General features: G+C 72.3%; 18 protein-coding genes. 14 read left to right on the top strand and 4 right to left on the bottom strand.

Annotated features, from left to right (window positions below):
- Positions 1–52: 52 nt before the first annotated feature.
- Positions 53–1,915, top strand: coding sequence for an MFS transporter (locus ACZ7NC_RS06175; protein WP_471485346.1), 1,863 nt, complete (start codon positions 53–55; stop codon positions 1,913–1,915).
- 52 nt (positions 1,916–1,967) lie between these two features.
- On the opposite strand, the gene ACZ7NC_RS06170 is transcribed toward ACZ7NC_RS06175, so the two are convergent.
- The 3 genes from ACZ7NC_RS06170 to ACZ7NC_RS06160 all read right to left on the bottom strand — a co-directional run bounded on the left by ACZ7NC_RS06170 (position 1,968) and on the right by ACZ7NC_RS06160 (position 4,402).
- Positions 1,968–2,837, bottom strand: a complete 870-nt coding sequence (locus ACZ7NC_RS06170) for a MerR family transcriptional regulator (protein WP_471485345.1) — start codon at positions 2,835–2,837, stop codon at positions 1,968–1,970.
- 67 nt (positions 2,838–2,904) lie between these two features.
- On the bottom strand, positions 2,905–3,408 hold the full coding sequence (locus ACZ7NC_RS06165; RefSeq protein ID WP_471485343.1) for a glutathione peroxidase: 504 nt from the start codon (positions 3,406–3,408) through the stop codon (positions 2,905–2,907).
- A gap of 19 nt (positions 3,409–3,427) precedes the next feature.
- A complete protein-coding gene (locus ACZ7NC_RS06160; RefSeq protein WP_471485341.1) occupies positions 3,428–4,402 on the bottom strand; it encodes an ArsR/SmtB family transcription factor in 975 nt (324 codons plus the stop codon).
- A 71-nt stretch (positions 4,403–4,473) separates the two neighbouring features.
- Between ACZ7NC_RS06160 and ACZ7NC_RS06155 the strand changes: the two genes are divergently transcribed.
- From ACZ7NC_RS06155 to ACZ7NC_RS06100, 12 genes are all read left to right on the top strand, one after another.
- Positions 4,474–5,667 carry an MFS transporter gene (locus ACZ7NC_RS06155; RefSeq protein ID WP_471485339.1) on the top strand — a complete coding sequence of 398 codons (1,194 nt, stop codon included), beginning with the start codon at positions 4,474–4,476 and terminating at the stop codon, positions 5,665–5,667.
- A 63-nt stretch (positions 5,668–5,730) separates the two neighbouring features.
- Positions 5,731–6,663, top strand: a complete 933-nt coding sequence (locus ACZ7NC_RS06150) for a 3-oxoacyl-[acyl-carrier-protein] synthase III C-terminal domain-containing protein (RefSeq protein ID WP_471485337.1) — start codon at positions 5,731–5,733, stop codon at positions 6,661–6,663.
- Positions 6,664–6,695: 32 nt separating this feature from the next.
- Positions 6,696–8,099: a preATP grasp domain-containing protein gene (locus tag ACZ7NC_RS06145; protein ID WP_471485335.1), complete on the top strand. Its 1,404-nt coding sequence runs from the start codon at positions 6,696–6,698 to the stop codon at positions 8,097–8,099.
- A 2-nt stretch (positions 8,100–8,101) separates the two neighbouring features.
- Positions 8,102–9,400 (top strand): type III PLP-dependent enzyme, encoded by a 1,299-nt coding sequence (locus ACZ7NC_RS06140; protein ID WP_471485334.1) that lies wholly within the window; start codon positions 8,102–8,104, stop codon positions 9,398–9,400.
- Positions 9,401–9,424: 24 nt separating this feature from the next.
- The gene (locus ACZ7NC_RS06135; protein WP_471485333.1) at positions 9,425–9,706 is read left to right on the top strand and encodes an acyl carrier protein; all 282 of its coding nucleotides are present in this window, start codon (positions 9,425–9,427) and stop codon (positions 9,704–9,706) included.
- Positions 9,707–9,708: 2 nt separating this feature from the next.
- A complete protein-coding gene (locus tag ACZ7NC_RS06130) occupies positions 9,709–10,620 on the top strand; it encodes a hypothetical protein (RefSeq protein WP_471485331.1) in 912 nt (303 codons plus the stop codon).
- Entirely contained in the window at positions 10,595–11,239 is a 645-nt protein-coding gene (locus ACZ7NC_RS06125) for a hypothetical protein (protein ID WP_471485329.1), read from the top strand. Before ACZ7NC_RS06130 ends, ACZ7NC_RS06125 begins: the two co-directional genes overlap by 26 nt.
- Complete coding sequence (locus ACZ7NC_RS06120; RefSeq protein WP_471485327.1) at positions 11,236–12,396, top strand: acyl-CoA dehydrogenase family protein; 1,161 nt, start codon at positions 11,236–11,238, stop codon at positions 12,394–12,396. Before ACZ7NC_RS06125 ends, ACZ7NC_RS06120 begins: the two co-directional genes overlap by 4 nt.
- Positions 12,393–13,133, top strand: coding sequence for a 4'-phosphopantetheinyl transferase family protein (locus ACZ7NC_RS06115; RefSeq protein ID WP_471485325.1), 741 nt, complete (start codon positions 12,393–12,395; stop codon positions 13,131–13,133). The genes ACZ7NC_RS06120 and ACZ7NC_RS06115 overlap by 4 nt, the downstream gene beginning before the upstream one ends.
- A 163-nt stretch (positions 13,134–13,296) precedes the next feature.
- Positions 13,297–15,492, top strand: coding sequence for an MMPL family transporter (locus ACZ7NC_RS06110; RefSeq protein WP_471485323.1), 2,196 nt, complete (start codon positions 13,297–13,299; stop codon positions 15,490–15,492).
- A gap of 276 nt (positions 15,493–15,768) precedes the next feature.
- A complete protein-coding gene (locus tag ACZ7NC_RS06105; RefSeq protein ID WP_471485321.1) occupies positions 15,769–16,059 on the top strand; it encodes a response regulator transcription factor in 291 nt (96 codons plus the stop codon).
- Positions 16,060–16,189: 130 nt separating this feature from the next.
- Positions 16,190–16,948, top strand: coding sequence for an AfsR/SARP family transcriptional regulator (locus ACZ7NC_RS06100; protein ID WP_471485319.1), 759 nt, complete (start codon positions 16,190–16,192; stop codon positions 16,946–16,948).
- Between the two features lie 75 nt (positions 16,949–17,023).
- Here ACZ7NC_RS06100 and ACZ7NC_RS06095 read toward each other — a convergent pair whose 3' ends face one another.
- A complete protein-coding gene (locus ACZ7NC_RS06095) occupies positions 17,024–24,130 on the bottom strand; it encodes an amino acid adenylation domain-containing protein (RefSeq protein WP_471485318.1) in 7,107 nt (2,368 codons plus the stop codon).
- Between the two features lie 227 nt (positions 24,131–24,357).
- Here ACZ7NC_RS06095 and sbnA point away from each other — a divergent pair, with 227 nt between their 5' ends.
- Entirely contained in the window at positions 24,358–25,395 is a 1,038-nt protein-coding gene (gene sbnA / locus ACZ7NC_RS06090) for a 2,3-diaminopropionate biosynthesis protein SbnA (protein ID WP_471485316.1), read from the top strand.
- Positions 25,396–25,407: the final 12 nt, after the last annotated feature.

The raw sequence follows: 25,407 nt of genomic DNA, 5'->3' as shown, positions 1-25,407 counted from the left end.
AACGGGACGCGGCCAGAACAGAAGACGGGACAGCACGGGGAGTGCCTCAGACGTGGCCACTGCGGAGCCGACACGCGCCGACGACGCCGATCCGGGACGGGGAGCCGGTCCGCGAATACGCGTACCCGCGCCACGCACAGGTGAGGGCCAAAGCCGTACGGAGGACAGACCGCCGTCGCGGCTGACCGCTGCCGTCGCCACCCTGCGTGAGCATCTGCTGCGTCGCCCGGTGCTGTCGATCACGGCTCTGGCCGGGCTCCTCCACATCATCTGGTTCTTCACGTTCGCGAACAGCGGCGGCGATCTCGCGGCTCAGGACGCCTGGGCCGAGTTCGTCGGCCGGCACCCGGACTCGGCCTACAACCTGGCCTGGTACGGCGGTATGCACCCGGTGTCGTACAGCGTGGTGTCGCCGTATCTGATGTCGGTCCTCGGTGTCCGTACGACGATGATGATCGCGGGGACCATCTCCGCGGGCCTGCTGACGCTGGTCCTGCTGCGCAGCCGGTCGGTGCGCAATCCGCTGTGGGCCGCGTTCGCCGGGGTCTGCGGCCTGATCGCCAACGCGATCTCCGGGCGGGTCACCTTCGGTCTGGGCACGATGTTCTCGCTGGGCGCGGTCGCCGTCGTGTTCTGCTGGCCGTACCGCTGGCGCTACAAGCGCTGGGCGAAGGCGCTGTGCGCGGCGCCGCTGGCCGCGCTCGCCACCATGTCGTCACCGGTCGCGGGGCTGTTCGTGGGCTTCGTTGCGGTCGCGCTGTTCCTCCAGAAGCGACGGCCGGGGGCCTGGGCGCTGGGGCTCGCTCCGGCGGCCGTAGTCGCGGTGTCGGCGTGGCTGTTCCCCTTCTCGGGCACCCAGCCGATGGTGATCGGCTCGGTGCTCCTGCCGCTGCTGCTCGCCGCCGTGACCTTCATGACCGTCCCCGAGGACTGGAAGACGGTCCGGCTGGTGTCCGCGGTCTACGGCCTCGCGGTCATCCTCGTCTGGGTGGTCAGCTCGCAGATCGGCTCCAACATCACGCGGCTCGCGATGCTGTTCGGCGGGGTGACGCTGGTGGCCGCACTGCCCTACACGGTGCCGCGCTCGCGCAAGTGGTACGCGGGCGTGCTGGCGCTGCTCACCTTCGCCGGCTGGATCGGCTACAAGACGATCGACGACATCATCCACGCCGCCCCGGCCGCGTCCTGGGCGCGCGAGCTGGCGCCGCTGGTCAACGAGCTCCAGGAGGTCGGCGCCGAGAAGGGCCGGGTGGAGGTCGTGCCGGCCCGCTCCCATCGCGAGGCGTCGGCGCTGGCTCCGTATGTGAACCTGGCCCGCGGCTGGAACCGGCAGGCCGACATGGAGCGCAACCCGCTCTTCTACGACGACACCCTCAACTCCGCGAACTACCGCGAGTGGCTCCAGCGCTGGGCCGTGCACTTCGTGGTCCTGCCCAAGGAGGAGCCGGACGCCTCGGGGGCGGAGCGGGAGCGGGAGCTGGTGCAGCGTGGCATGCCGTATCTGAAGCAGGTGTGGGGCGATGCCAACTGGCAGCTCTTCCAGGTGACCGCCCCGGCGCCGCTCGCCGAGCCGAACGCCGTCGTCGAGCGGGCCGAGCAGGGCGAGATGACGATGCGGGTGAGCAAGCCGGGCCGTGTCCTCATCCGCATCCCCTACTCGCCCTGGCTGAGCATCGTCGACGCCGACGGCAAGAAGCTCGACCCGCCGAAGGAGACCGCGGAGTCCAAGGACCGCCCCGACGGCGAGCCGAAGTCGTACGACAACGTCAACGGCTGCCTGACGGAGACGGCGGAGGACGACCTCGGCGACAAGTGGACGACGCTGGTGGCGCCGAAGGCGGGGATGTACCGGCTGGCGGCGCCGTACACGCTGCCGCGCGGGACGCCCTGCCCGGAGGAGCTGCGCCAGGGGTGAGCCCCGGGCGCGGCCCGCCCGTTCACCTCACCTCATCTCACGTCATCTCACGTCATCGCACCGGGAACGCCACGTCGCACACCGGGTCCTCGGCCCTGGCCGCCTCCCAGTCCGCGAAGTAGATCTCCCGGCACGGACCCGCCTGCTGGAGGCCCTCGCGGGCGAGCCACTCCTCCACCGCCTCGAAGGCGGCCAGGATCTGCGGGTGGGCCACCTGGGCCTTGGTGATGCGGGTGTAGGCGAACCGCTGGGCGGGCTCGACGCGCACCTTCGTCTCCCAGGTACGGCCGTGCCGCTCGGCCCATGCCCGCGCCGCCGTCTCGTCGGCGACCGGCACACAGGACTCGGCCGGCCCGTCGCTCTCCATCGACACCTCGGAGTGGTAGACGACGAACGGCGCCGCGGTGACGCCGCCGCACTCGCGGGCCGCCGACTCCAGCCGGCCCAGCGACGCCCCGATCCACGCCGGCAGCTCGCCCGCCAGCACATGCCGGGCCTCGCTGATCACCACCTGCTCGGGCACGTCCACCGTCTCGACCACGAACTTCCCGTACATCTCGGAGCTCCTCCCCGACAGTCGTCCACGGAGGTACTCGGCGAGTGTCCGCTGCCCCGCGACCCGCGCCTCCACGTCCGCCCAGTACGCGCCGAGCCGGCCGGCGGCCGTGGCCCCGTCCGGGGCCTCGACGACCTCCGCGACCCGGGCGAGCGGCATGTCCAGCTGGCGCAGCAGCGCCACCAGACGGGCACGCTCGGCCTGGTCGGCGCGGTAGTAGCGGTAGCCGCTGGCCTCGTCGACGTGCGCCGGAGCCAGCAGCCCCAGGCGGTCGTAGAGCCGCAGCGCCTTCGCCGAGAGCCTGGCCCGCGCGGCGAACGCGCCGATGGTGAGCAGTTCGTCGTCCACGGCCTCATCCTCCGTCACCGGGCGGTCCGTTCCGCCCGGTGCGAAGGACGCTCAGCCCTGCCCCAGGGGCAAGGTCAACCCCCGGCTACGCCAGCTGGGCCTCGACGGCCGCCACGAGCTCCGCGGCCTCCGGCTCGGTCTGCGGCGAGAAGCGGGCGACGACCTCGCCGTCCCGGCCGATCAGGAACTTCTCGAAGTTCCAGCGGATGTCGCCGCTGTGCCCCTCGGCGTCGGCGAAGCCGACCAGGCGGTCGTACAGCTGGTGCCGGCCCTCCCCGTTGACCTCGACCTTCTCGGTCATCGGGAAGGTCACGCCGTACGTCGCCGAGCAGAACTCCGCGATCTCCTCGGCGCTGCCGGGCTCCTGCCCGAGGAACTGGTTGCAGGGCACCCCGAGCACGGTGAAGCCGCGCTCCGCGTACTGCTCCTGGAGCTTCTCCAGGCCGGTGTACTGGGGGGTCAGGCCGCACTTGGAGGCCACGTTGACGATGAGGACCGCCTTGCCGGCGTACTGGGCGAGATCGGCGGGGCCGCCGGTGAGGGCGTTGATGTCGACGTCGAGGGGAGAGTTGCTGTCAATGGTCGTCATGAAGCGGATGCTAACTCCGCTACGAGTCCGGCCGGTGCCGGGCCTCGACCAGGACGTCCCCCGCCACCGTCCGCGAATACAGCACCGACCGTCCCGCCCGCCCGCGCTCCACCAGCCCCGCGTCCAGCAGGACCTTCAGATGCCGGCCGACCGAGCCCAGCCCCTGCCCGGTCACGGCGACCAGCTGCGTCGTGCTGAGCGGGGAACCGAGGAGCAGGAGCACCTCGGCGCGCGTCGACCCGAGCAGGGCGCCGAGGCTCGCGGGGACCGCACGTGCGCCGGGGTCCGTGAGGGCGCCCGCGCAGGGGTAGATCAGGGCGTATCGGCCGGGGTCCTCCCAGGAGACCCAGCCGCCCTTCGGCGTCACCGGCACCAGGAGCAGCTCGGCGCCGGCGATCTCGCGGGGCGGGTACTCGTGCAGATTCACCTGGAGCCGGTTGCCGCCGAGCCAGCGGGTGCGGCCCGGCCGCAGCGAGTCCAGGACCGCCGCCCAGCCGCCCCGGCCCGCCAGTGCGGTCCGGGCGACCACATCGGCCTCCAGGACGCGCCGGCGCCGGTCCCAGTCAGGGCGTACGGTCCGCGTCCAGACGTACTCCAGAAGCGCTGCCGCCCGCTCGGGCAGGTCGTCCCGGTCCAGTACGGCGGGGAGAGGGGCGGCGAGGGAGACGGTGAGATCGGCGCGGGCCCGGGCGGGGGCCGCCGCGCGTACCCGGGCCACGCCCTCCTCGAAGGTCTCCCGGTCCCTCGGGGTCGGGGTGAGGAAGTCGGCGATCCAGGCCCGGCCGAGGCCCGCCCGCACCAGCCGTGCCGTGACGGGGTCGGCGGCCAGACGGGCGCGGTAGGCGGGCAGGTGGGCGTCCAGCCAGGCGCGTTCGCCGGGGTGGGTGGGGGCGGCCGAGTGCAGGAGTTTCAGCGCGGCGAACGTCTCGGCGAGCGGGGAGAGGACGAAGCGGCTCGCGGCGAGGGTGTCGGCGTTGATCTGCCACCAGCCCATGCGCACCCCCCGGTGTTTCGCGCCCGTGCGAAACAATACGACGGCCGCGCACGTCGCCGCAGACTCCGCGCATGCGCAGCTACCAACAGCTCTTCCGCACACCGGAGTTCACACCCCTCTTCCTCGCCTCCGCCCTGCAGACGGCCGCCTCGACGGTCGGCGGTCTGGCCATCGGCACGCTGGTGTACGCGGCGACCGAGTCACCTCTGCTGGCGGCGGTGAGCATGTTCTGCCCGCAGCTGGCGCAGGTGGTGGGCGCGACGACCCTGCTCTCGGCGGCCGACCGCCTGGCACCGCGCGCGGCGCTGACCGGCATCGCGCTGTCCTACGCCCTGGGTACGGCGGCGATGGCGACGCCGGGCGCGTCGATCTGGTCGCTGTTCGCCCTGATCCTGCTGCTGGGCCTGATCGCCTCGCTGGGCGGCGGTGTCCGGTGGGGGCTGCTGAACGAGATCCTGACCAAGGACGGCTATCTGCTCGGCCGGTCGGTCTTCAACATGATGAGCGGGATCGCGCAGATCGCCGGGTACGCGGCCGGTGGCGTCCTGGTTGCGGTGCTGTCCCCGCGCCCGGCGCTGCTGCTCGCGGCCGGGCTGTACGCCGTCGCGGCCCTCTGCCTCCGGCTGGGCCTCACCCCTCGCCGGCCGCGCGCCGCGGGCCGCCCCTCGGTCTCGGCTACCTGGCGCACCAACGCCCTGCTGTGGTCCTCCCGGCCCCGCCGTCATCTCTTCCTCGCCCTGTGGATTCCCAACGGGCTGATCGTCGGCTGCGAGTCCCTGTACGTGTCGTACGCGCCGCAGTCCGCGGGCACGCTGTTCGCGTGTGCGGCGTTCGGCATGTTCGTCGGTGACATCACCGTCGGCCGGTTCCTGCCCCGGGGACTGCGTGCCCGGCTCGGCGTTCCGCTGCTGTTGCTCCTGGCCACGCCCTATCTGTTGTTCTTCCTGCGTCCGGGGCTGCCGGTGGCGGCCGTCGCCGTGGCCGTCGCGTCGGTCGGGTTCGGGGCGAGCCTGGTGCAGCAGGAGCGGCTGATGGCGGTCACACCCGACGAACTCAGCGGTCACGCCCTGGGGTTGCACTCCGCCGGCATGCTCACCATGCAGGGGGTGAGCGCCTCGCTGGCCGGAGCGGTGGCCCAGCTGACCTCCCCGGCCACGGGGATGACGGTGATGGCGGTGGCGTCGATCGCGGTGACGCTGTCGCTGGTGGTGGCGCGCCGCCGGCACGCCGAGGAGGGCGGGACGGTGGCGGTCGGCCGGGGCTGAGCGGCCCGCGCCGGTCAGCGCAGCGTCAGCTGGGCGTCAGCGGGGGCCGCGACTGTTGTGGGTATGACGTCCATCGTCGCGGTCTCCAGCAGCCTGCCCGACACTATCCCGATCGCCCGGTTCCAGCGCGAACTCGGGCTGACCGACGTGCAGTTGAGGCGCTACCAGCGCTTCTACGGACTGTCCGAGGTCTGCCGTGACCCCGAGGCCGGCGAGACGGAGCTGCTGCTGCGCGCCACCGCGAAGCTCGCGGAGCTGCGCGGCCAGGAGCAGCGCGTGAAGTACGTCCTCCAGGCGCGCACGATGCCCTCGCCGCTGCCCTATCCGCTGACCTCACTCGGTCCGCTCCAGGCCGAGCTGGGCCTGGAGCACGCGACCGGGTTCGTGGTCTCGCACCACGCCTGCGCCTCCGGACTGCTCGCCGTCGACCTGGCGGGCACGCTGCTCGCCGCCGACCCCGACCCGGACGCGCTCGCCCTCGTCCTCACCGGTGAGAAGGCGCGTACGGGCAAGACGCAGTCCATCCCGGACGTGACGGTCATGGGTGAGGGCACGGCCGCCTTCCTGGTCAGCGCCGACCGCACCGGCCGGGACCGGATGCTCGGCTACGCCGCCCGCACCCACACCCGGTTCGGTGCCGAGTTCATCATGGGCGACGAGGCCGCCAAGGACTTCCAGGACCTGTACGCGCCGGGCCTGATCGAGGTGATCGGCGCGGCCCTGGACGAGGCGGACTGCGCCCTCGACGAGCTCGCGCTCGTGCTGCCGCACAACGTCAACCGGCTGTCGTGGATAGGCGTCTGCAAGGCGCTCGGGCTGCCGCTGGAGAAGGTCTTCCTCGACCTGGTCGCGCACACCGGGCACTGCTTCTGCGCCGCCCCCTTCATCAACCTCCAGCGGGCCACGGAACTCGGGCGGCTGCGCCCCGGCGACCGCTATCTGATGACCAGCGTGGGGCTCGGGGCGACCTTCGCGGCGATGGTCTTCGAGCACTGAGCCACCACACGAGAATGACGAGGTCGACTGATATGCAACCACCGCCCTCCGGCTTCACCGCGCGCCTGAAGCGCGCCGTCACACCGGCCGGCGACACCCCTCTGGTGTTCCTGGGCAACTTCGAGGTCGAGAACCAGTGGGCGGTCGGTGAACCCGCGCTGCCCCGGGTCGGCGCACACGCCGGCAGCGCCGTCGTCAACCGCATGGACGAGTTCGCGCTGCTGCTCGGCGGCAAGGACGACCACGTCGTCCTCAAGACGGCCCTCGACGACGGCTACCGCGCCTATCTGGAAGGCCTCGGCCTCACTCTGCCCACCGTGCACGTGGTCGCCGGCCAGGACCCGCGCCGCACCGTCAGCGAGGACGCCCTCGCCGACCCGGAGCTGCTGCGCACCCTGTCCGCGCTGGCCGCCGACGGCGCCCGGCTGACCGCGCACGGCATCTCCACCGTGGAGGAGGAGCTGGCCGAGCGCACCGGGCTGGGCCTCGCCGCACCGGACGCCGCCACCTGCAAGCGGGTCAACAGCAAGGTCTACAGCCGCCGCCTCGCCGACGAACTCGGCATCCGGCAGGCCCGCGGCTGGGCCTGCGAGACGCTCGAGGAGCTGGCGGCGGCGGTCGCCGGGGCCGGTGAGCTGCTCGCGGCGGGGCACAAGGTCGTCATCAAGGACGCGTTCGGGGTGTCCGGCAAGGGCATCGTCGTCCTGGACAGCGAGAAGCGGCTCGCGCGGCTGCACCGGATGGCCGTCACCCAGGCCGAGCGGGCGGCGGGCGAGGGCACGGCGCCGCGCACCGCGCTCGTGATCGAGGAGTGGGTCGCCAAGCGGGCCGACCTCAACTACCAGTTCACCGTGGGCCGCGACGGCTCCGTGCACTTCGACTTCGTCAAGGAACTGCTCACCGAGGGCGGCGTCCACAAGGGCCACCGCATGCCCGCCCGGCTCACCGAACGGCAGGTCGCCGAGATCGCCGGCACCGCGCACCGGCTCGGTGAACGCCTCGCCGCCGACGGCTACTTCGGAGTGGTCGGCGTCGACGCCATGGTCGACCCGGACGAGGGCCTCTACCCGGTCGTGGAGATCAACGCCCGCAACAACATGTCGACCTACCAGGCCGTCGTCCACGAGGGCCTGGCCGGACCCGACGAGGTCGCCGTCGCCCGCCACTTCACGCTGCGGCCGAAGCGGCCCCTGCCCTTCGCCGAGCTGCGCGAGGCCCTCGACGGACTGCTGCTGACCGAGCGCGGCCCGCGCCCGCGCGGCCTGTTCGTGAACAACTACGCCACGGTGAACGCCGCTGCCGCTGCCGCCGACGCCGGCGCCGACGGCTTCGAGGGCCGGCTCTACGGCGTCCTCGTGGCCGCCTCCGACGCCGAGGCGGCCGCCCTCGACACCGACATCACCCGCCGCCTCGCGGCCCACACCGATCGGAGCTGAATGTGAGCCTCGCCTACGAGGTGCAGGGCATCGGCATCACCGAACTCGCCGAGAGTCACGGCACGCCCCTCTACCTGTACGACGGTGCGGAGATCACCACCCGCTTCCAGGGACTGCGCGAGCGCCTGCACCCGGCGCTGGAGGTCTTCTACTCCCTGAAGGCCAACCCCAACATCTCCATCTGCGCCCTGCTGCACCGCTGCGGCGCCCGCGCCGAGGTGTCCTCGCTGACCGAGCTGGTGACGGCCCGTCGCGCCGGGGTGGCCCCGCAGGACATCATCTTCCTCGGGCCCGGCAAGTCCCGCGCCGAGCTGGCCGCCTGCCTGGACGAGGACATCCACGCCATCGTGTGCGAGTCCCTCGATGAACTCGCCCTGATCGACGAGGTGGCGCGGGAGAAGTTCGTCACGGCCCGGGTCGCGCTGCGCGTCAACCCCTCCTTCTCCGTGAAGGGTTCGGGCCTGACGATGGGCGGCAAGCCCCGCCAGTTCGGCATCGACGAGGCGCAACTTCTCGCCGAGGGCCCGGAGCTGGCCTCCCGATACCCCGCCGTACGCCTCATGGGCGTCCAGGTCTACCTGGGCACCCGCATCCTCGGCGAGGACACCGTCGTGGAGAACACCCGGCGCATCCTGGACCTGGCCGAGCGTGTCTCGGCGCACCTGGGATTCCCGCTGGAGACCGTCGACGTCGGCGGCGGCCTCGGCATCGCCTACTTCGACAACGAGAAGGACCTCGACCTCGACGAGCTCACCGCCGCGCTGAACCCGGTCGTCGACGCCTTCGCCGTACGCCACCCCGACACCCGCATGATCATGGAGCTGGGCCGGTTCCTGGTCGCCGCGTCCGGCACCTATGTGACCCGGGTGCGCTACACGAAGCAGTCGATGGGCGAGAACTTCGCGGTCACCGACGGCGGCACCAACCACCACATGGCCGCCGTCGGCATCGGCTCCTACGTCAAGCGGAACTTCCCCATCGTCGCCCTTGAGCGGCTCGACGCGCCCGCCACCGAGTCCTGGCACATCACGGGCCCGCTGTGCACCCCGAACGACGTCATCGGCAAGAAGGTGCCCATGCCACGGCTGGAGGCGGGCGAACTCGTCGGTGTGCAGCGCTCCGGCGCCTATGGGCCGACGGCCTCGCCGGTGCACTTCCTCAGCCACGGCTACCCGGCGGAGGTGCTCGTCCTCGACGGACGCGCGCACCTCATCCGCGAGCGCGACGACGTCGAGGCGATGCTCGCCCGCCAGCGCCGCTACGACGTGCCGGGCGCCGACGACCACAGAGACCGGAACTGACCGAACCAGCAGGGAGAACCGAGAATGACCGAGAACACCGCAGTCGTGGCCGGCGCCGAGCGCGAGCGCTTCGTGGACGCCGTCCGCCAGGGCCTGACCGAGGTCCTGGGCAAGGACGTCTCCGGGGCCGAGGAGGGCGTGCGCCTCTTCGACGAGCTGGGCCTCGACTCCAGCAGCGCCCTGGAACTGCTCATCACCATCGAGGAGATCCTCGACGTGCAGTTCGACGCCGAGGACCTGGAGATGACGCACTTCGAGACGGTGGGCTCGCTCGCCGACTTCGTCGCGTCGGAAGCGGGCGCCTGAGCATGTTCCGCACGGCAGCGCCCGTTCGGCGACCGGGGCCGGACGGTGCCGGACCGGCCGTGCCCCGGCTGGTGCGGGCGGCCCGGTACGCGCCGACGGCACCGGGGGACGCGTATGTGCCGGTGCCCGACCTCGAGGAGTTCTACGAGGAGCTGGGCGCCCCCTTCGGGCTGCGCTTCGACCGCGAGGGCTACGCCGCCTCGGCCCGCCGCAGCTCCGTGGAGCTGGCGTTCGGCGCGCTGGACGCGCTGGGCGAACTGCCCGCCGAAGACGCCCCCGAGCTGGTCGTCGTCGCCTACGCCACGCCGGACTTCGTGCACGCCGAGCTCGTCGCGTCGTGCGTGAAGGGACGGCTGCCCGGCGAGCCGCTCGCCTTCGCGCTGTCCGACCAGGGGCCGCTCACCGCGTTCAGCGCGCTACGGGTGGCCGTGGAGTACGCCCGGCGGTGCGGCTTCACCCGGCTGCTGGTGCTGGTCGTGGACCAGGGCACCCAGCCGTTCACGGTGCCCGACACCGCGGCCGTGCACTCCGACGCGGCGGTGGCGCTGCTGCTGGCGTGGGACGGGGGCGCGGCCTCCGTACGGGGCATGGCGCAGGGCCCGCTTCCGGCGCCGGGCCTGTTCGCCGGGTGGGATCCGGCGGCCGCGGTCGTGGCGGGCCCGGGACTCGCCGGGGCCGACTGCCAACTGCCGTCGCACAAGCCACCGTTGGCGACCGCCGGGCCGGGCCTTCCGGGTACCGGCGTCTGGGCGGCACTGCTGGACGCGGTGGGGCGTGGCGCCGGCGGGCCGATGGTCGTGGCGGACCACGATCCGGAGCGCGGGCTGCTGGCCCACATCACGCTCGACTGCGCCGCTGGACTTCTGACACGGGGGAATGGGGAATCCGATGACGGTTCCGGCCGAGGTGCGTGAGCACTGCCGGGAGGCCCGCACCAACGCACGCACGGACGGGCTGGTGCCCGCGCTGACCCTGCTGACGCGGGCCCTGTCGCCGAAGGCACCGCCGCGCGGGCCGCGCGGGCACGCCGTGCTGCCCAAGGAACTGCTCGACGAGTTCGCCGCGATGGAGGCCGAGGATGCGGCACACGACGTGCCCGTGCCCGGCCTCGCCGTGCTGCGACCCGACGGGCAGGGGGCCGGGGCCGAGGCGCCGGACGGGCCCGACCCGTACGCCTGGGGCACGGGCCTGGCCTGGCTGCGGCTCGGCATGTCCGAGCGGCTGCGGGAGGCCTGTATCGCCTATCTCGCGGCCCGGCAGGTCGAGGGCACCTCGCTGCTGATGCAGCAGATGGTCAAGGGCACCCTCGCCGACGTACTGATCGACCACCTGGAGATCGAGGGCGTCCTGGAGGACCTCACTGACGGCCCGCACGGCGACCGCACCCTCGACCGCCTCCAGCAGCAGATCACCCGGGCCGACCGCACCCTCCTGCGGCTCCTCGGCGCCCACGGCTTCACCCAGGCGGGACCGGGCCCCACGGCGCACGCCTCGGAGCTGCTGGCCGACGTATATCGCGGGGAGGACGGGTGATCAGCCTGCCCGCCCCGCTCGTCACCACCCGGGAGTACGTGCGGCGCTGGGCCGGGGACCTGCGGGCGCACGCCCTCGAACTCGACCGGGATCCCGACGCGATCCGCCGGCACCTCGACCTGCCCGCCGTACGGTTCCTGGCCGGGCACGAGGTGCCGCCCGGATGGGAGCGGGCGGGCGAGGCGGCCGGGAGCGGGCCCGCGCACGGGCTGCCGACGCTGGAACGGGTCGTGGTGAGCGAGGAGTTGGCCCGCGGCGACGCCGGGATGATGCTCGCCTCACCGGGTGCCTCCATGAGCGGGGTGCTGCTCGGGGTGCTCGGCAGCCAGGAGCAGCGCGACTGGGTGTACGGCAGGCTCGCCGAGCGCCCCCGCTGGACCTGCTTCGCCCTCACCGAACCCGAACGCGGCTCCGCCATCGGCGAGATGACCGCCACCCTCACCCCGGACGGCGACGGCGGCTATCTCCTCGACGGCGAGAAGCGGTATGTCGGCAACGCCGCCCGCGCCGACGTCGGCGCCGTCTTCGCGCGCGTCGCCGGCACCGAGCGGCTCGGGGTGCTGGCGGTCCTGGTCGACACCGCGGACCCCGGCTTCCGGGCCGAGCCGCTGCCCACGGTGGGGCTGCGCGGCGCCCAGCTGACGCACATCACGCTGGAGCGGGTGCGGGTGCCCGCCGAGCGGGTGCTCGGGGCCCATCTGCCGCCCACCCGGCGCGGTATGTGGAGCATCGTCGCCGTCTTCAACCAGCTGCGCCCCAGCGTCGCAGCCATCGCCCTCGGTATCGCCCGCGCCGCCCACGAGTACATCGCCGAGCATCGCCGCCTGCTGCGCGGGCCGGAGCGGGAGACGTACGAGGAACTCGGCTATCGCATCGACGCGGCCCGTCTGCTGACCTACCGGGCCGCCCTCGCCGTGGACCGGCGTCCGGCGGCCGGGCATCTGGCGTCGGCCGCGAAGGCCCGCGCCTGCGAGCTCGCCGAGGACGTGACCCTCGCGGCACTCGGCCTCTTCGGCCCCGGCGCCCGGCTCGACCACCCGCTGCTGGAGAAGCTGGCCAGGGACGCCCGGGGTGTGGAGTTCATGGAAGGTACGCGCAACATCCAGAAACTCAATCTCTTCCAGGGGCTGCACACCGGAAAGGTGGGACGGCGATGACGGCCGAGGTGGAGGTGTGGCGCATTCCGCTCTCCCCCGAACCCGGGCCCGAACCGCAACCGGAACCGGAAGGGAGTCCTTCCGCTCTCGAAGACCTCCTGGACGACAACGAGAGATCCCGTGCCCGGATGGGGAAAGTCCCGGGAATGCGGCGCCGTTTCGTACGGGCGCACGCCGCGGCCCGGATCATCCTGGGCGCCCGGCTCGGACAGCCGCCGCGGACCGTGCGCATCACCCGCGGACGCTGGGGCAAGCCCGAGGTCGAGGGCGCCCGCGGGACACACTTCAGCCTCTCCCACTCGGGCGACCTGGCACTGCTCGCGCTGGCCCCGAAACCAGTCGGCGTGGATGTGGAACTGGGCCGCGCCGACCTCGACTTCACCCGGCTGGCCAGGCGTTTCTTCCCGGAAGCGGAACGGGATGCGGTGGCCCGCGGCGGCCGGGACGCCTTCGTACGGCTGTGGACCCGCAAGGAGGCGTGTGTGAAGGCGGCGGGCGGCCGGCTCACCCAGGGCATGGGTGTGCCGGTGGCCCATACGGCGCCCGAGGCCGTCGTACGGGATCCGGCGGGCGCGCTCCCGGGGCCCTGGCGGGTGGCCGACCTGGCGCTGCCCGACGGATATGCGGGGGCCGTCGCCCTGTTCGGCGGCGGTCCCTTCTCCGTGTCATCGCGGATGTGGTATGACATGCCGCCGGAAGAATCCGACGCCATGTCGGCCACCCGGGGTGTCAAGTAGAAGAAACTCCCCCTCGAATCGGAGTACTTGTACCCGTGAACGCGCGCCGGGCCGTCAGTAGGTTTTGTTCAGGCAAGAGCGCGCGGTAATCACCGGCCGGAATTTCGTACCTATGCGCGTGTCCGTGATCCCGGGCAATTCATTCGAGAAGGGGAAAGCAATCGTGGGAGGCAGGAACCTGATCACCAGGGCCGCTCGCTGGAGCGCCGTCCACCCCTGGTGGGCGATGACGCTCTGGGTGGTGTTCGTGCTGGGCGCCCTGGTGGTCGGCGGAATGACCGGCACACGGTCGGCGACCGTCTCGGACCTGGCCATCGGGCAGTCCGGACGCGCGGCCGAGATAGCCAAGAGCGGCGGCCTGGAGAACCGGGCCGTGGAGAACATCCTGGTCACCCCCTACCAGGGCGAGCTCGACCAGGGCGAGGCGCGGGCGGCGGCGAAGGCGGCCGCCGACGCGCTGCGCGGCGCCGAGGGCGTCACCGCGATCGGCAAGCCCGTCCCGGCGCCGGACGGCTCGGCCCTGCTGGTGCCGGTGACGCTCGGCGGGGACCCCGAGACCGCGAGCGAACGGGTGCAACCGCTGCTCGACCGGGTCGAGAAGGCCGGCCGCGCCCATAGCGGCGTCCGGGTCGAACTCGTCGGCGCCGGCACCATCAAGGCCGGGCTGGACGACATGCTCTCCGAGGACCTGGGCCGGGCGACGGTGCTGAGCCTTCCGGTGACGCTGTTCGTCATGGTGTTCGTCTTCGGCGCGATCGTCGCCGCGAGCGTCCCCGTGATCCTCGGCATCTCGTCCGTGCTGGCCGGCCTCGGACTGTGGGGCGTGGCCTCCCAGTTCGTCGCCGACCCCGGGCCGGTGACCCACATCATCGTGCTGATGGGCATGGCCATCGGCGTCGACTACTCGCTGTTCTACCTCAAGCGGCAGCGCGAGGAGCGCGCCCTGGGCTCCGACAACATCGACGCCATCGAGATCGCCGCCGCCACCTCCGGCCACTCCGTGATGGTCTCCGGCCTGGTCGTCATGGTCTCCATGGGCGCCCTCTACCTCGCCGGGCACATCGCCTTCGAGTCGATGGCGACCGGAGCGGTGCTCGTGGTCGCCATCGCGATGCTCGCCTCGCTGACCGTACTGCCCGCCATGCTCTCCAAGTTCGGCCGCTACCTCGACCGGCCGCGGGTGCCGCTGGTGTGGCGGCTGACCCAGCGCGCGGGCACCAAGCCGCGTCTGTGGTCGGCGATGCTGAAGCCGTCCCTGCGCCACCCGGTCATCGCCCTGGTGCTGTCCGTGGGCGCGCTGCTCGCCCTCGCCGTGCCGGCCCTGGACCTGAAGCTGAAGGCCACCGGCGTCGACGACCTGCCCCAGTCCATTCCCGCGATGCAGGCCAACGCCCGGCTGACCGAGTCGTTCCCGAGCCAGGCCGACACCCACACCGTCGCCGTACGGGTCCCCGCGGGACAGGCCGACCGGCTGCCCGGCGCCGTCACGCGGCTCGTCGAACGCACCCAGCACTCCGGCCTGTTCGTGCACACCCCGGCGCCCGAGGTGCGTACCTCCAAGGACGGCACGATCGTCACCGTCGCGGTCGGCACCCGCTTCGACAGCAACTCCGAGAAGGCACGCCAGTCCCTGACCGCCCTGCGCGAGGACATCGCCCCGGGGACCGTCGGACGGGTCGCGGGCGCCGAGTTCGCCGTCGGCGGCAGCGACGTGGCCTACGACGTGGACTACCGGGCCAACGTCGTCGACAAGATGCCCTGGGTGCTCGGGGTGGCGCTGCTGCTGACCTTCCTGGTGATGGCGATCGCGTTCCGCTCGATCATGCTCGCGACGATCACGGTGGTGCTCAACGTCCTGTCCGCGCTGGCCTCGTTCGGCCTGCTGGCGCTGATCTTCCAGCGGACCTGGGCCGAGGGCATCCTGGACTTCGAGTCCACCGGCCGGGTGGTGGCCTGGCTGCCGCTGATGCTCTTCGTGATCCTGCTCGGCCTGTCGATGGACTACCACGTCTTCGTGGTCAGCCGGATCCGGGAGGCGGCGCGCGGCGGGCTGCCCATCCGGGAGGCCGTCGAGCAGGGCATCACACGCACGGCCGGGGTGGTGACGAGCGCCGCCGTGGTGATGGTCAGTGTGTTCGCGCTGCTCGCCTCGCTGAGCTTCATCGAGATGAAGCAGATGGGTGTGGGCATGGCCTGCGCGGTGCTGCTGGACGCCACGCTCATCCGGATCGTGGTCCTGCCGTCGATGGTCACGCTGCTCGGCTGGAAGACCTGGTGGCCCTCGCGGCTGGCGCACCAGAACGAGGCGCGGCCGACGCGGATTCCGCCCGTGCTCGCGCGCCGGGCGCCGATTCTCTGAGGTTCTCCGAACACCGCGTTGCCATGAAGGGGCGGCCCATCGGGCCGCCCCTTCCGTCATGTCTGTCACCTTTCGTTCCGGACCCTCGCTAAACGTCCTGTGAATTGTGCGAGCGCGACTTGGGAGTCCTGTGGCGAAAGTTGTGGGAGTTGTACACTCAGACGCGCGTTCGGCGGAGACCGACCTACTGATCCTTCACCGACCCTTTGGGTGAATCATCAACATTCCGGCGGGCGTGACGACGGGGGAAAACGGGGTGATCAGGGGGATATGTCCATGCACGGTGACGACGGTCTGCCGTCGGCGCGTTGGCAGACCGAGCTCGCTCGCGTAGGAGCGCTTTCCGAGCGGGAGTTGCAGGTCTTCGCGCTCCTGGGTGCCGGACTTTCCAATCGCGGTATCGCCACCCGGCTCCAGGTCACGGAGCGCACGGTGAAGGCCCATGTCGCGAGCATTCTGACGAAGCTGGAAGTGGAATCCCGCCTTCAGGTCGGCCTGGTCGCCCAGGCTCACCAGCTCATGTACGAAGGTACAGTTTCGAACGACTCGGACGTGATTGATAATTGATCAGTTCGAGTAACTCCCAGGTAATTCCCTTGTCGGGCCCGACGGAATGAGTCGCTTGTTCCGCGTGCTGCGCCCGGAGCCGTGAGGTGGGAGCTCGCGGCCGAATTCTTGGATAGGGATGGGAATTTTTGTGTACATCTCCATACTGGGCCCGCTGCTGATAGGGGACGGTCAGCGGACTGTCGGTCTGCGGGCGAAGAAGATACGGGTCATGCTGACCATGCTGGCGCTGAACCCCGGCCAAGTGGTCGCCTTCGACGAGCTGATCGACGAACTCTGGGGCGAGGTACCTCTCAAGAACACGCGCAACGCTCTCCAGGCGAACGTCAAACGCATGCGCAAGGCGCTCGCCGAGTTCGGATTCGAGGATCCCGACCAGACCCTCATCCGGACCGTGGACAACGGCTACATGCTCGACGTCCCCGAGGAGGCCCTCGACGCACACCGCTTTCTGCGGATGGCGGAGAAGGGCGCGAGTTTAGTGGGCGGGCGGCCCTACGAGGCGAGGGACCTGCTGCGCCAGTCCCTCGCCATGTGGCGGGGGCCCGCCCTGCTCGACGTGAGCGACGGTCCGCGGTGCCGGGCGGTGGCGCTCCGTCTCGACGAACAGCGCAAGACAGCCAGGGAAGACCTGATCGAGGCACAGCTGCAGGCCGGCGAGGCGGGGGTCGTCGTTGCCGAGCTGAAGCAGTTGCTCGCTCAGTATCCCGAACGTGAGCGGTTCAGTGAGCAGTTGATGATCGCGCTGTACCGCTGCGGGCGGCAGTCCGAGGCCATCGACATCTTCCACCGCACCCGCAAGTGGCTGGACGAGGAACTGGGGCTCAAGCCGTCACGTCGGCTGCACAGCACGTATCAGGCGATCCTGATGCAGGATCCGTCGCTGTGACCTCGTAGTACGAACGGCAGGGCGCCGGCGGCTCGTCATGGAGCCGCCGGCGCCCTTGTCCGTGTCCGCGCCGGCTCAGGTCCGGCGCAGTGCCCGGTCGGTGAGCGCACCGATGTGCCGCGCCGCCTCGCCGGTCAGCATCTCCTCGTGCCCGCACGGCACCTCGTGGACCACGACCGCGCCGTCCACGTACGGCTGCCAGCGCGCCGCCGGGGTGGGGCTCGGCTCGTCCGTGGCCACGAAGAGGGTGAGCTCGCCGGTGAAGCGGCCCGGTGTGAAGTGGCGGGCGATGTCGGTGTGATGGCGCATGACGGTCATCAGATGACGCAGGTCCGCCTCGGCGATCTCGGTGCCGCGGGCGTGGTGTTCCAGGAAGGCGCTGCGGATCTGCTCGTCGGTGGGGTTCGGGTCGTCGGGCGCGACGGGACTCACGTCCAGCGCCGCGAGGAACGCCACGCGCTCGCCGGCCGCCTGCAGCCGGACGGCCATCTCATGCGCGACCAGCCCGCCGAACGACCAGCCCAGGAGGTGGTACGGCCCCTGCGGCTGGACCCGCCTGACGCGCTCGACGTAGGCGGCGGCGAGGGCGGTGACGTCCTCAGGGCGCCGCCAGTTCCCGGGCGGCGTGGTGACGCCGTCGGACTGGAGCGCGTACACCGGTCGCTCCGGGTCCAGATGCGCGGCCAGTCCGGCGAAGGGCAGGCCGAAACCGACCCCGCCGTGGACGCAGAACAGGGGAGCCCGGATGCCGGTGGGGCGGATGGGCAGCAGCGGCACCAGGCTTTCACCGTCGGGCACCCGGGAGTACTCGGCCGCTGCCGCCAGCGCCGCCACCGTGCGGTGCGTGAAGACGTCCGCCAGGGACAGGGTGAGGCCCGCCTTCGCCGCCAGGGCGACGATCCGTACCGAGCGCAGGCTGTCGCCGCCCAGGGCGAAGAAATCGGCGTCCGCGTCGACCTCGGCCAGGCCCAGTACCTCGCAGAAGACCTCCGCCAGCGCCTCCTCGGCGGGTGTGCGGGGCGGCCGGCCGGAGCCGTCGGACTTCGGGGCGCCCGGTGCCGGGAGGGCGCGGGTGTCGAGCTTGCCGTTCGGGGTCAGGGGGAGCTCGGGCAGGGTAACGAGGGACGCCGGGACCATGTGGGCCGGCAGGGACTCGGCGATGTGGGCGCGCAGCACGGGCACGTCGACGGCGGCGACGCCGGGCACCGGGACCACGTAGCCCGTCAGTTGCCGGTCGCCCGTCGGGGTCGAGGTCAGGACGACCGCCGCCTGGTCGATCACCGGATGGCGGGTCAGCGCGGCCTCGATCTCGCCCGGCTCGATACGGAAGCCGCGCAGCTTGATCTGGTGGTCGGCGCGGCCCGCGTAGTCCAGCGTGCCGTCGGAGCGCCACCGTACGAGGTCGCCCGTGCGGTACATGCGGGTGCCGGGCGCGCCGTACGGGTCCGCGACGAAGCGCTCGGCGGTGGTGCCGGGGCGGCGCAGGTAGCCGTGTGCGAGACCGGCGCCGGCGATGTACAGCTCGCCGGTGACGCCGACCGGCGTGGGGGAGAGGGCCGCGTCGAGGACGTACACACGGAAGTTGGCCAGCGGGCGGCCGATCGGGGGCCGGCCGCCCGGGGTGAGCGGGTCGCTCCAGGTGGCGCAGACCGAGGTCTCCGTCGGGCCGTAGGCGTTGCGCAGCGTGACGTGCGGGGCGATCCGCTCGACCACGGCCGGCGGGCACGCCTCGCCGCCGACCAGCAGGCACAGGTCGCCCGGAAGCGCCGCCGGGTCGGGGAAGCCGGCCACGACGGTGGGCGGCAGGATCGCGTGGTTGACGCCGTGCTCGGCGATCAGCTCGGCCAGCAGCGGCGCGGACAGCCTGCTGTCGGCGGTGGCGAACACCAGCGTGCCGCCGGAGTACAGCGAGGCGGCCAGCTCCCACACCGTGGCGTCGAAACTGAACGACGCGAACTGCAGCACCCGCGTCCCCGGCCCCGCCCCCAGCTCCGCACGCAGGTTGGCGACCAGATTCGCCGCGCCCGCGTGCGGCACGGCCACGCCCTTGGGCCGGCCGGTCGAGCCCGAGGTGTAGATGACGTACGCCGTGTCCCGCGGGCTCGGCGAGCGGGCGGGATCGGTGGCGGGCAGGGCACGCAGTGCGGCGAGGATGCCGGGGGCGTCCAGGACCAGCGCGGACACCCCGGGGAGCCGGCCCGCGACCTCCTCCACTGACAGGACCTCGGCCGGGGCGGCGTCCCGGAGCATGTACGCGATGCGCTCGGCCGGGTAGTCGGGGTCGACGGGCAGATAGGCGGCACCGGTCTTCAGTACGGCGAGCAGCGCCACGACCGTGCGGGCGGAGCGGGGCAGCGCCAGGGCGACCAGGTCGCCGGGGCCGATCCCGCGGCCGAGCAGCAGATGGGCGAGGCGGTTGGCCTCGGCGTTGAGTTCGCCGTAGCTCCGCGGTGCCGCGCCGGGGACGACGAGCGCCGGGCGGGCGGGCGCGTCGGCCGCGTGGGCCTCGAAGAGGGCGGGGAGCGTGGTCGGGGGCTGGGGACGTAGCCGCCCCTGTCGCTCGGTCAGCAGGGCGTGGCGGTCCTCGGCCGTGAGCAGGTCGAGGGCGCCGATCGGGGTGTCGGGCGTGCGGGCCGCGGAGGTGAGGAGGGTGGCCAGGGCGTGCGCGACACGGTCCGCCGTGGCCTCGGTGAACAGGTCCTCGCTGTACTCCAGCAGGATCTCCAGGCCATCCGGCCCGCCGTCCGCCACCGCGCGCTCGGTCACCTCGAAGGAGAGGTCGAACTTCGCCGTGGCGGTGGGAACTTGCTCGATCGAGGCCGTGACGCCCGGCAGCCCCGGCAGCGGATCGGCCGCGTTCCGGAACGCCAGCACGACCTGCACCAGCGGCTGGCGGGCCAGCGAGCGCACCGGCTTCAGCTCGTCGACCAGGTGCTCGAACGGCAGCTCGGCATGGGCGTAGGCGGTCAGGTCCGTCTCCCGCACCCGGGCCAGCAGCTCGGTGAACGTGGGATCGCCCGCGGTGTCGGTGCGCAGCACGAGGGTGTTGACGAAGCAGCCGACCAGATCGCGCACCGCGTCGTCGGTACGGCCCGCGACCGGGCTGCCCAGCGGGATGTCGGTGCCCGCGCCGAGCCGCGTCAGCAGCGCCGCGAGGCCCGCCTGCACCGCCATGAAGAGGCTCGCCCCGGACCGCCGCGCGAGCTCGGCCAGGCGCGCGTGCGCCTCGGCCGGCACGGCACGGGCCACACTTCCGCCGCGCCCACCGGCCCGGGCGGGCCGCGGGAAGTCGGCGGGCAGCTCCAGCTCCTCCGGCAGTCCCGCCAACGCCCCGCGCCAGTACGCGAGTTCGGCCGCGGTCACACTGTCCGGGTCGTCCTTGGCGCCGAGCAGCTCCCGCTGCCAGCGCGCGTAGTCCGCGTACTGCACGGGTAGCGGCTCCCAGTCCGGCGCAGTGCCCGCCAGCCGCGCCCGGTACGCGGCCGCCACGTCCCGCGCCAGCGGCTCCAGCGACCAGCCGTCGGCGGCGATGTGGTGCAGGGTGAGCGCGAGTACATGGGTGTCGGCGCCGAGCGCGAACAGGCGGGCGCGGAAGGGTACTTGGGCGGACAGGTCGAAGGGGTGCGCGGCCTCGGCGGTGAGCGCGCCGCCGAGCGCGTCCTCGTCGGGCAGTCGTACGACCTCCATACGGGCGCCGCCCGCCTCGGTCGCCTCCCGCGCGGACAGCAGCACCTGCGACGGCAGTCCGTCGGCCTCCGCGAACACCGTGCGCAGGCTCTCGTGCCGGGCCACCACGTCGGCCAGCGCGGCCGCGAGGGCCGGGACGTCGAGGGGGCCGGTGAGGCGGACGGCGAGGGGGATGTTGTAGGTGCCGGCCGGGGTGCCCATGCGGCTGAGGAACCACAGGCGTTCCTGGGCGTACGACAAGGGGGCCGAGGAGGGGTGGTTCGGGGCGGGGAGCAGGGGCGGGCGGGGTACCGGCGTGGGGTCGGGGGCCCGGTCCGTCGTGGTGGGGTCGGTGGGCAGGGCGCGGGCCAGGGACTCCGCTGTGCGGGCGTCGAAGAGGGTGCGGACCGGGACGTCCACGCCGAGGTCCGCGCGCAGACGGTTGGCCACGCGGATCGCGGAGAGGCTGTGACCGCCCAGTGCGAAGAAGTCGTCGTCGGCGCCGATCCGTTCCAGGCCCAGTACCTCCGCGAAGACCGTGCACAGCAGTTCCTCGTACGGCGTCGCGGGCGGGCGGCCCGTGCCCGTGCGGGCGTCCGGCGGCGCGGGCAGTGCCTTGCGGTCGACCTTGCCGTTCGGGGTCAGCGGAAGGGCGTCCAGGGGGACGTACACGGCAGGGACCATGTGCTTGGGCAGCACCGCGGACGCGCGCTCCCGCAGCCGGTCGCGGTCGGTCCCTGCCGGTACGACATAGGCGACCAGGCGGGGCTCCCCGCCGTGGTCGGTGCGGGCCGTGACGACGGCACGCTCGATGCCGGGCTGTGTGCCCAGCACGGATTCGATCTCACCGAGCTCGATGCGATGGCCTCGGATCTTGATCTGGTGGTCGCTGCGGCCCGCGTACTCCAGGGCGGTGCCGGTGCCCGTGCCGTCCGTCGTCCAGCGGACGATGTCGCCGGTGCGGTACATGCGGGTGCCGGGCGGGCCGTACGGGTCGGCGACGAAGCGGTCGGCGGTGAGGGCGGGGCGGCCCAGATAGCCGCGGGCCAGGCCGGAGCCGGCGATGTAGAGCTCGCCGTAGGAGCCGTCGGGGGTGGGGCGGAGGGTGGAGTCGAGGACGTATACGGCCGTGTTGGCGATGGGGTGGCCTATGGGGGGTGGGCCTTGGAGGGGTGGTGCGAGGCGGGCGGCCGTGGACCAGATGGTCGTCTCCGTCGGGCCGTAGACGTTGGTGACCGAGGCGCAGTGGGCGGTGAGGGTGCGGGCCAGGGAGTCGGGCAGCGCCTCGCCGCCCACCAGGGCGTGCAGGTCCTTCAGTGCCGGGGCGTGGTCGGCGGCGAGGGTCTGCCACAGGCTGGGGGTGGCCTGCATGAGGGTCGCGCCGGTGGTGGTGATGGCGGTGGCCAGGGCGGCGGGGTCGCGGACCGTTTCGCGGTCGGCGAGGAGGAGTTCGGCGCCGGTGGCCAGGGGGACGAAGAGTTCGAGGTTGGCTATGTCGAAGCCGAAGGTGGTGACGGCGAGGAAGCGGTCGCTGCTGGTCACGTGGAAGCGGTTGGCCATGTCGTGGACCAGGTTCACGAGGGCGCCGTGGGGTATGACCACGCCCTTGGGGCGGCCGGTGGAGCCCGAGGTGTAGATGACGTATGCGGGTGCGAGTTCCGGTGCGGGCGCGGGGGGCCCTGGTGGGGGCTGAGCGCCGTCGGCGGCTGCGGGGGTGGGGCTCTCCGTGTCCAACGTCCAGACGGGGCCCGTGAGCGTGCCCTCAGCCGTCAGGAGGGCCGCCACCCTGCTGTGCGTGAGCGTCACCACCGGGGCCGCGTCCTTAAGCATGTAGCGCAGGCGGTCCGTCGGGTAGTCGGGGTCCAGGGGGAGGTACGCCGCGCCCGTCTTCAGGACCGCCAGGGCTGCCACCACCAGGTCGCAGGAGCGGTCCAGGGCCAGGGCAACCACACGCTCCGGGGCCGCGCCCGCCGCGCGCAGGGCCGAGGCCAGGCGGTCGGCCCTGGCGTGCAGTTCGCCGTGGGTCAGACGGTCCGCGCCGCAGCGTACGGCGGGGGCGTCCGGGGTGCGTTCCGCCCACTGTTCCAGGAGCGGGGCCAGCAGGCCGCCCGGGAGGTCGGCGGCGGTGCGGTTGCGGGTGGCGAGGAGACGGGCTCGCTCGGCTTCGTCGAGGAGGACGTCGAGGCGGCCGGAGGGTTCGTCGGCGTGGGCGACGGCCGCTTCGAGGAGGTGGGCGAGGCGCAGGCCGAGGGTGTGGGCCGTCGTGCGGGGGACACGGGACGGCAGGTGGTTGATCGCCAGGCCGAACGGGGTGCCGGGGAACACCGTCAGGGTCAGGGGGTAGTGGGTGGCGGAGTGGATGTCCACCGCCGTCACCCGGGGGCCCGTCGCGGACGGCGTCAGGGGCGGCTCGCCCATCGGGTAGTTCTGGAACATCAGGGCCGTGTCGAAGAGTTCCCCGCGCACCGGCGTCAGCTGCTGGACCTCCGCGAGGGGCAGGTGCTCGTGCGGCAGCAGTTCGGCCTGGGCGGCCTGCACCGCGGCGAACAGCTCGGCCGGGGTGCGTCTCGGGTCCACGTCGACCCGTACCGGGAGGGTGTTGGCGAACAGGCCCACCATGTCCTCGACGCCGGGCAGTTCGGCCGGCCGGCCCGAGCTGACCGCGCCGAACAGCACGGTGTCCTGGCCGGTCAGCCGCGACAGAAGGAGGGCCCAGCAGCCCTGGACCACCGAGTTGACCGTCAGCCCGCGGGAGCGGGCGAAGCCGGTGAGGGCGGCCGTGACATCGGGGGAGAGCTCGATCGGGACCTGCGCGGGCAGGGCGTCCTCCCCGCCCACGGCAATGTCGCCGCCCACGGCACCGCTGTCGCCGTCCACCACGAGCCGCGTCGGTTCCGACACCCCGGCAAGCGCCCGCGTCCACGCCTCCCGCGCCGCCTCCTTGTCCTGCGCGCCGAGCCAGGAGAGATGGGTGCGGTAGTGCGTGGCGACGGACTGTGGGCCGGTGGTGCCCTCCGCGAACCCGGACGCCAGCGACGCCAGTTCCCGTGTCAGCGTCGCCATCGACCAGCCGTCCACCAGGATGTGGTGCACCGTCCACAGCAGCCGGCCGCGGCCCCCGGCTCCCCTGAGCAGCGTGAAGCGGTGCAGGGGCGGGCGGCTGAGGTCGAAGCGGCGCAGCCGGTCCTCCCGCGTCAGACGGTCCAGCGTCTCGGCATCCGCGCCGGACAACTCACGCTCCTGCCACGGTAGTTCCACCGACCTGGGAACGACCTGGACCGCCTCGCCGGTACGGCGGGTCCGGAAGCAGGCCTTGAGGTTCGGGTGGCGTTCCAGGAGCATGGCCGCCGCCTCGCGCAGCGCCCCCGCATCGGCGTCGGTCAGGTTCTCGAAGTCGACCACCAGCTGAAGGGTGTAGAGGTCCGTTCCCGCACGGTCGTATTCCGCGAGGAACAGCAGACCCTGTTGCAGGGGCGTGAGCGGAAGGACTTCACTGATGGCGGATGGCCGATTCAAGCCGTGCTCCTCACGGAAGAGCTGGGTGGGCGGAAGTCGGGAACATTTCCGACCGCTTGACGATTTCCGATCGCACTGACGCTCAACTGACCGGTAACTGACGCCCCGCTGACACACTCGCCCGCCACTCTCCGCCGCGCCCTGTCAGCAGCCCGTCAGCACCTCGTCAGCGCCCGGCGACAGGCTTGGCGGCGAGGCTCATTCGTCGCCGAAGGCCAGGAGTGCCAGTGCCGGTTATATCCGCGTCGCATGAATTCGATGTCAGCGACCTCTTCGTGAATCTGCAACCCTTCTTCGGGCGCCGTCTCTTTCTCAAGGTCGAGGGATTCAACTTCGCCGGCTCGATCAAGCTGAAGGCGGCCCGCGAGATGGTCGCGCAGGCGGAGGCCGCGGGCGCGCTCGGACCCGGCTCGACCCTGGTGGAGTCCTCGTCCGGCAACATGGGCGTCGCCCTGGCCCTGCTCGCCGCGAGCCGCGGCTTCAGGTTCCTGTGCGTCACCGACTCCCGCTGCAACGCCGTGACCCGGCGCACCATGGAGTCCCTCGGCGCCGAGGTGCACGTCATCACCGAGCCGCACGAGACCGAGGGCTTCCTCGGCGCCCGGATCCGCCACGTCAAGGCGCTGCTGGCCGCCGACGACAAGACGGTCTGGCTCAACCAGTACCTCAGCCCCGGCAACTGGATGGCCCACTACCGCACCACCGCGCCGGCCATCGCCCGCCAGTTCCCCGACCTGAACGTGCTGTTCGTCGGCGCGGGCACCACGGGCACCCTGATGGGCTGCGCCCGCTACTTCCGTGAGCGGCGGCCCTCGGTGCGGGTGGTCGCCGTCGACAGCGTCGGCTCGGTCACCTTCGGCGCCCCCGCGGCCACCCGGCACATCCCCGGACTCGGCACCAGCGTGCGGCCCGCGCTGCTCGACGAGTCCCTGGTGGACGCCGTGGTCCATGTCCCGGAGGCGGCCACCGTGCGCACCTGCCGGGAGCTGATGCGGCACGGATTCTCCTTCGGCGGCTCCACCGGAACGGCCGTGACCGGGGCGTTGAGCTGGCTCTCCGAAAATTACGGCGACGCCGCCGCCGGTATCCGCGAGCAGGTGACCGCGGTGACCATTTCCCCGGACCTGGGCGAGCGCTATATGGAGACCGTCTACCACGACGAGTGGGTGGCGAATTCCCTGGGCCCGGAAATCCTCGCGGAGAACTCCGAAGCGGTATGGGCCGGGGCGGATTCACGCGCCGGCCTCGAAGCGGTTTCCGGCTGAACGGCACGAGTG

Source organism: Streptomyces sp. NPDC111802 (assembly GCF_055634335.1).
The sequence above is the reverse complement of the archived record's forward strand: the minus strand, read 5'-3'. Positions and strand labels throughout refer to the sequence as shown.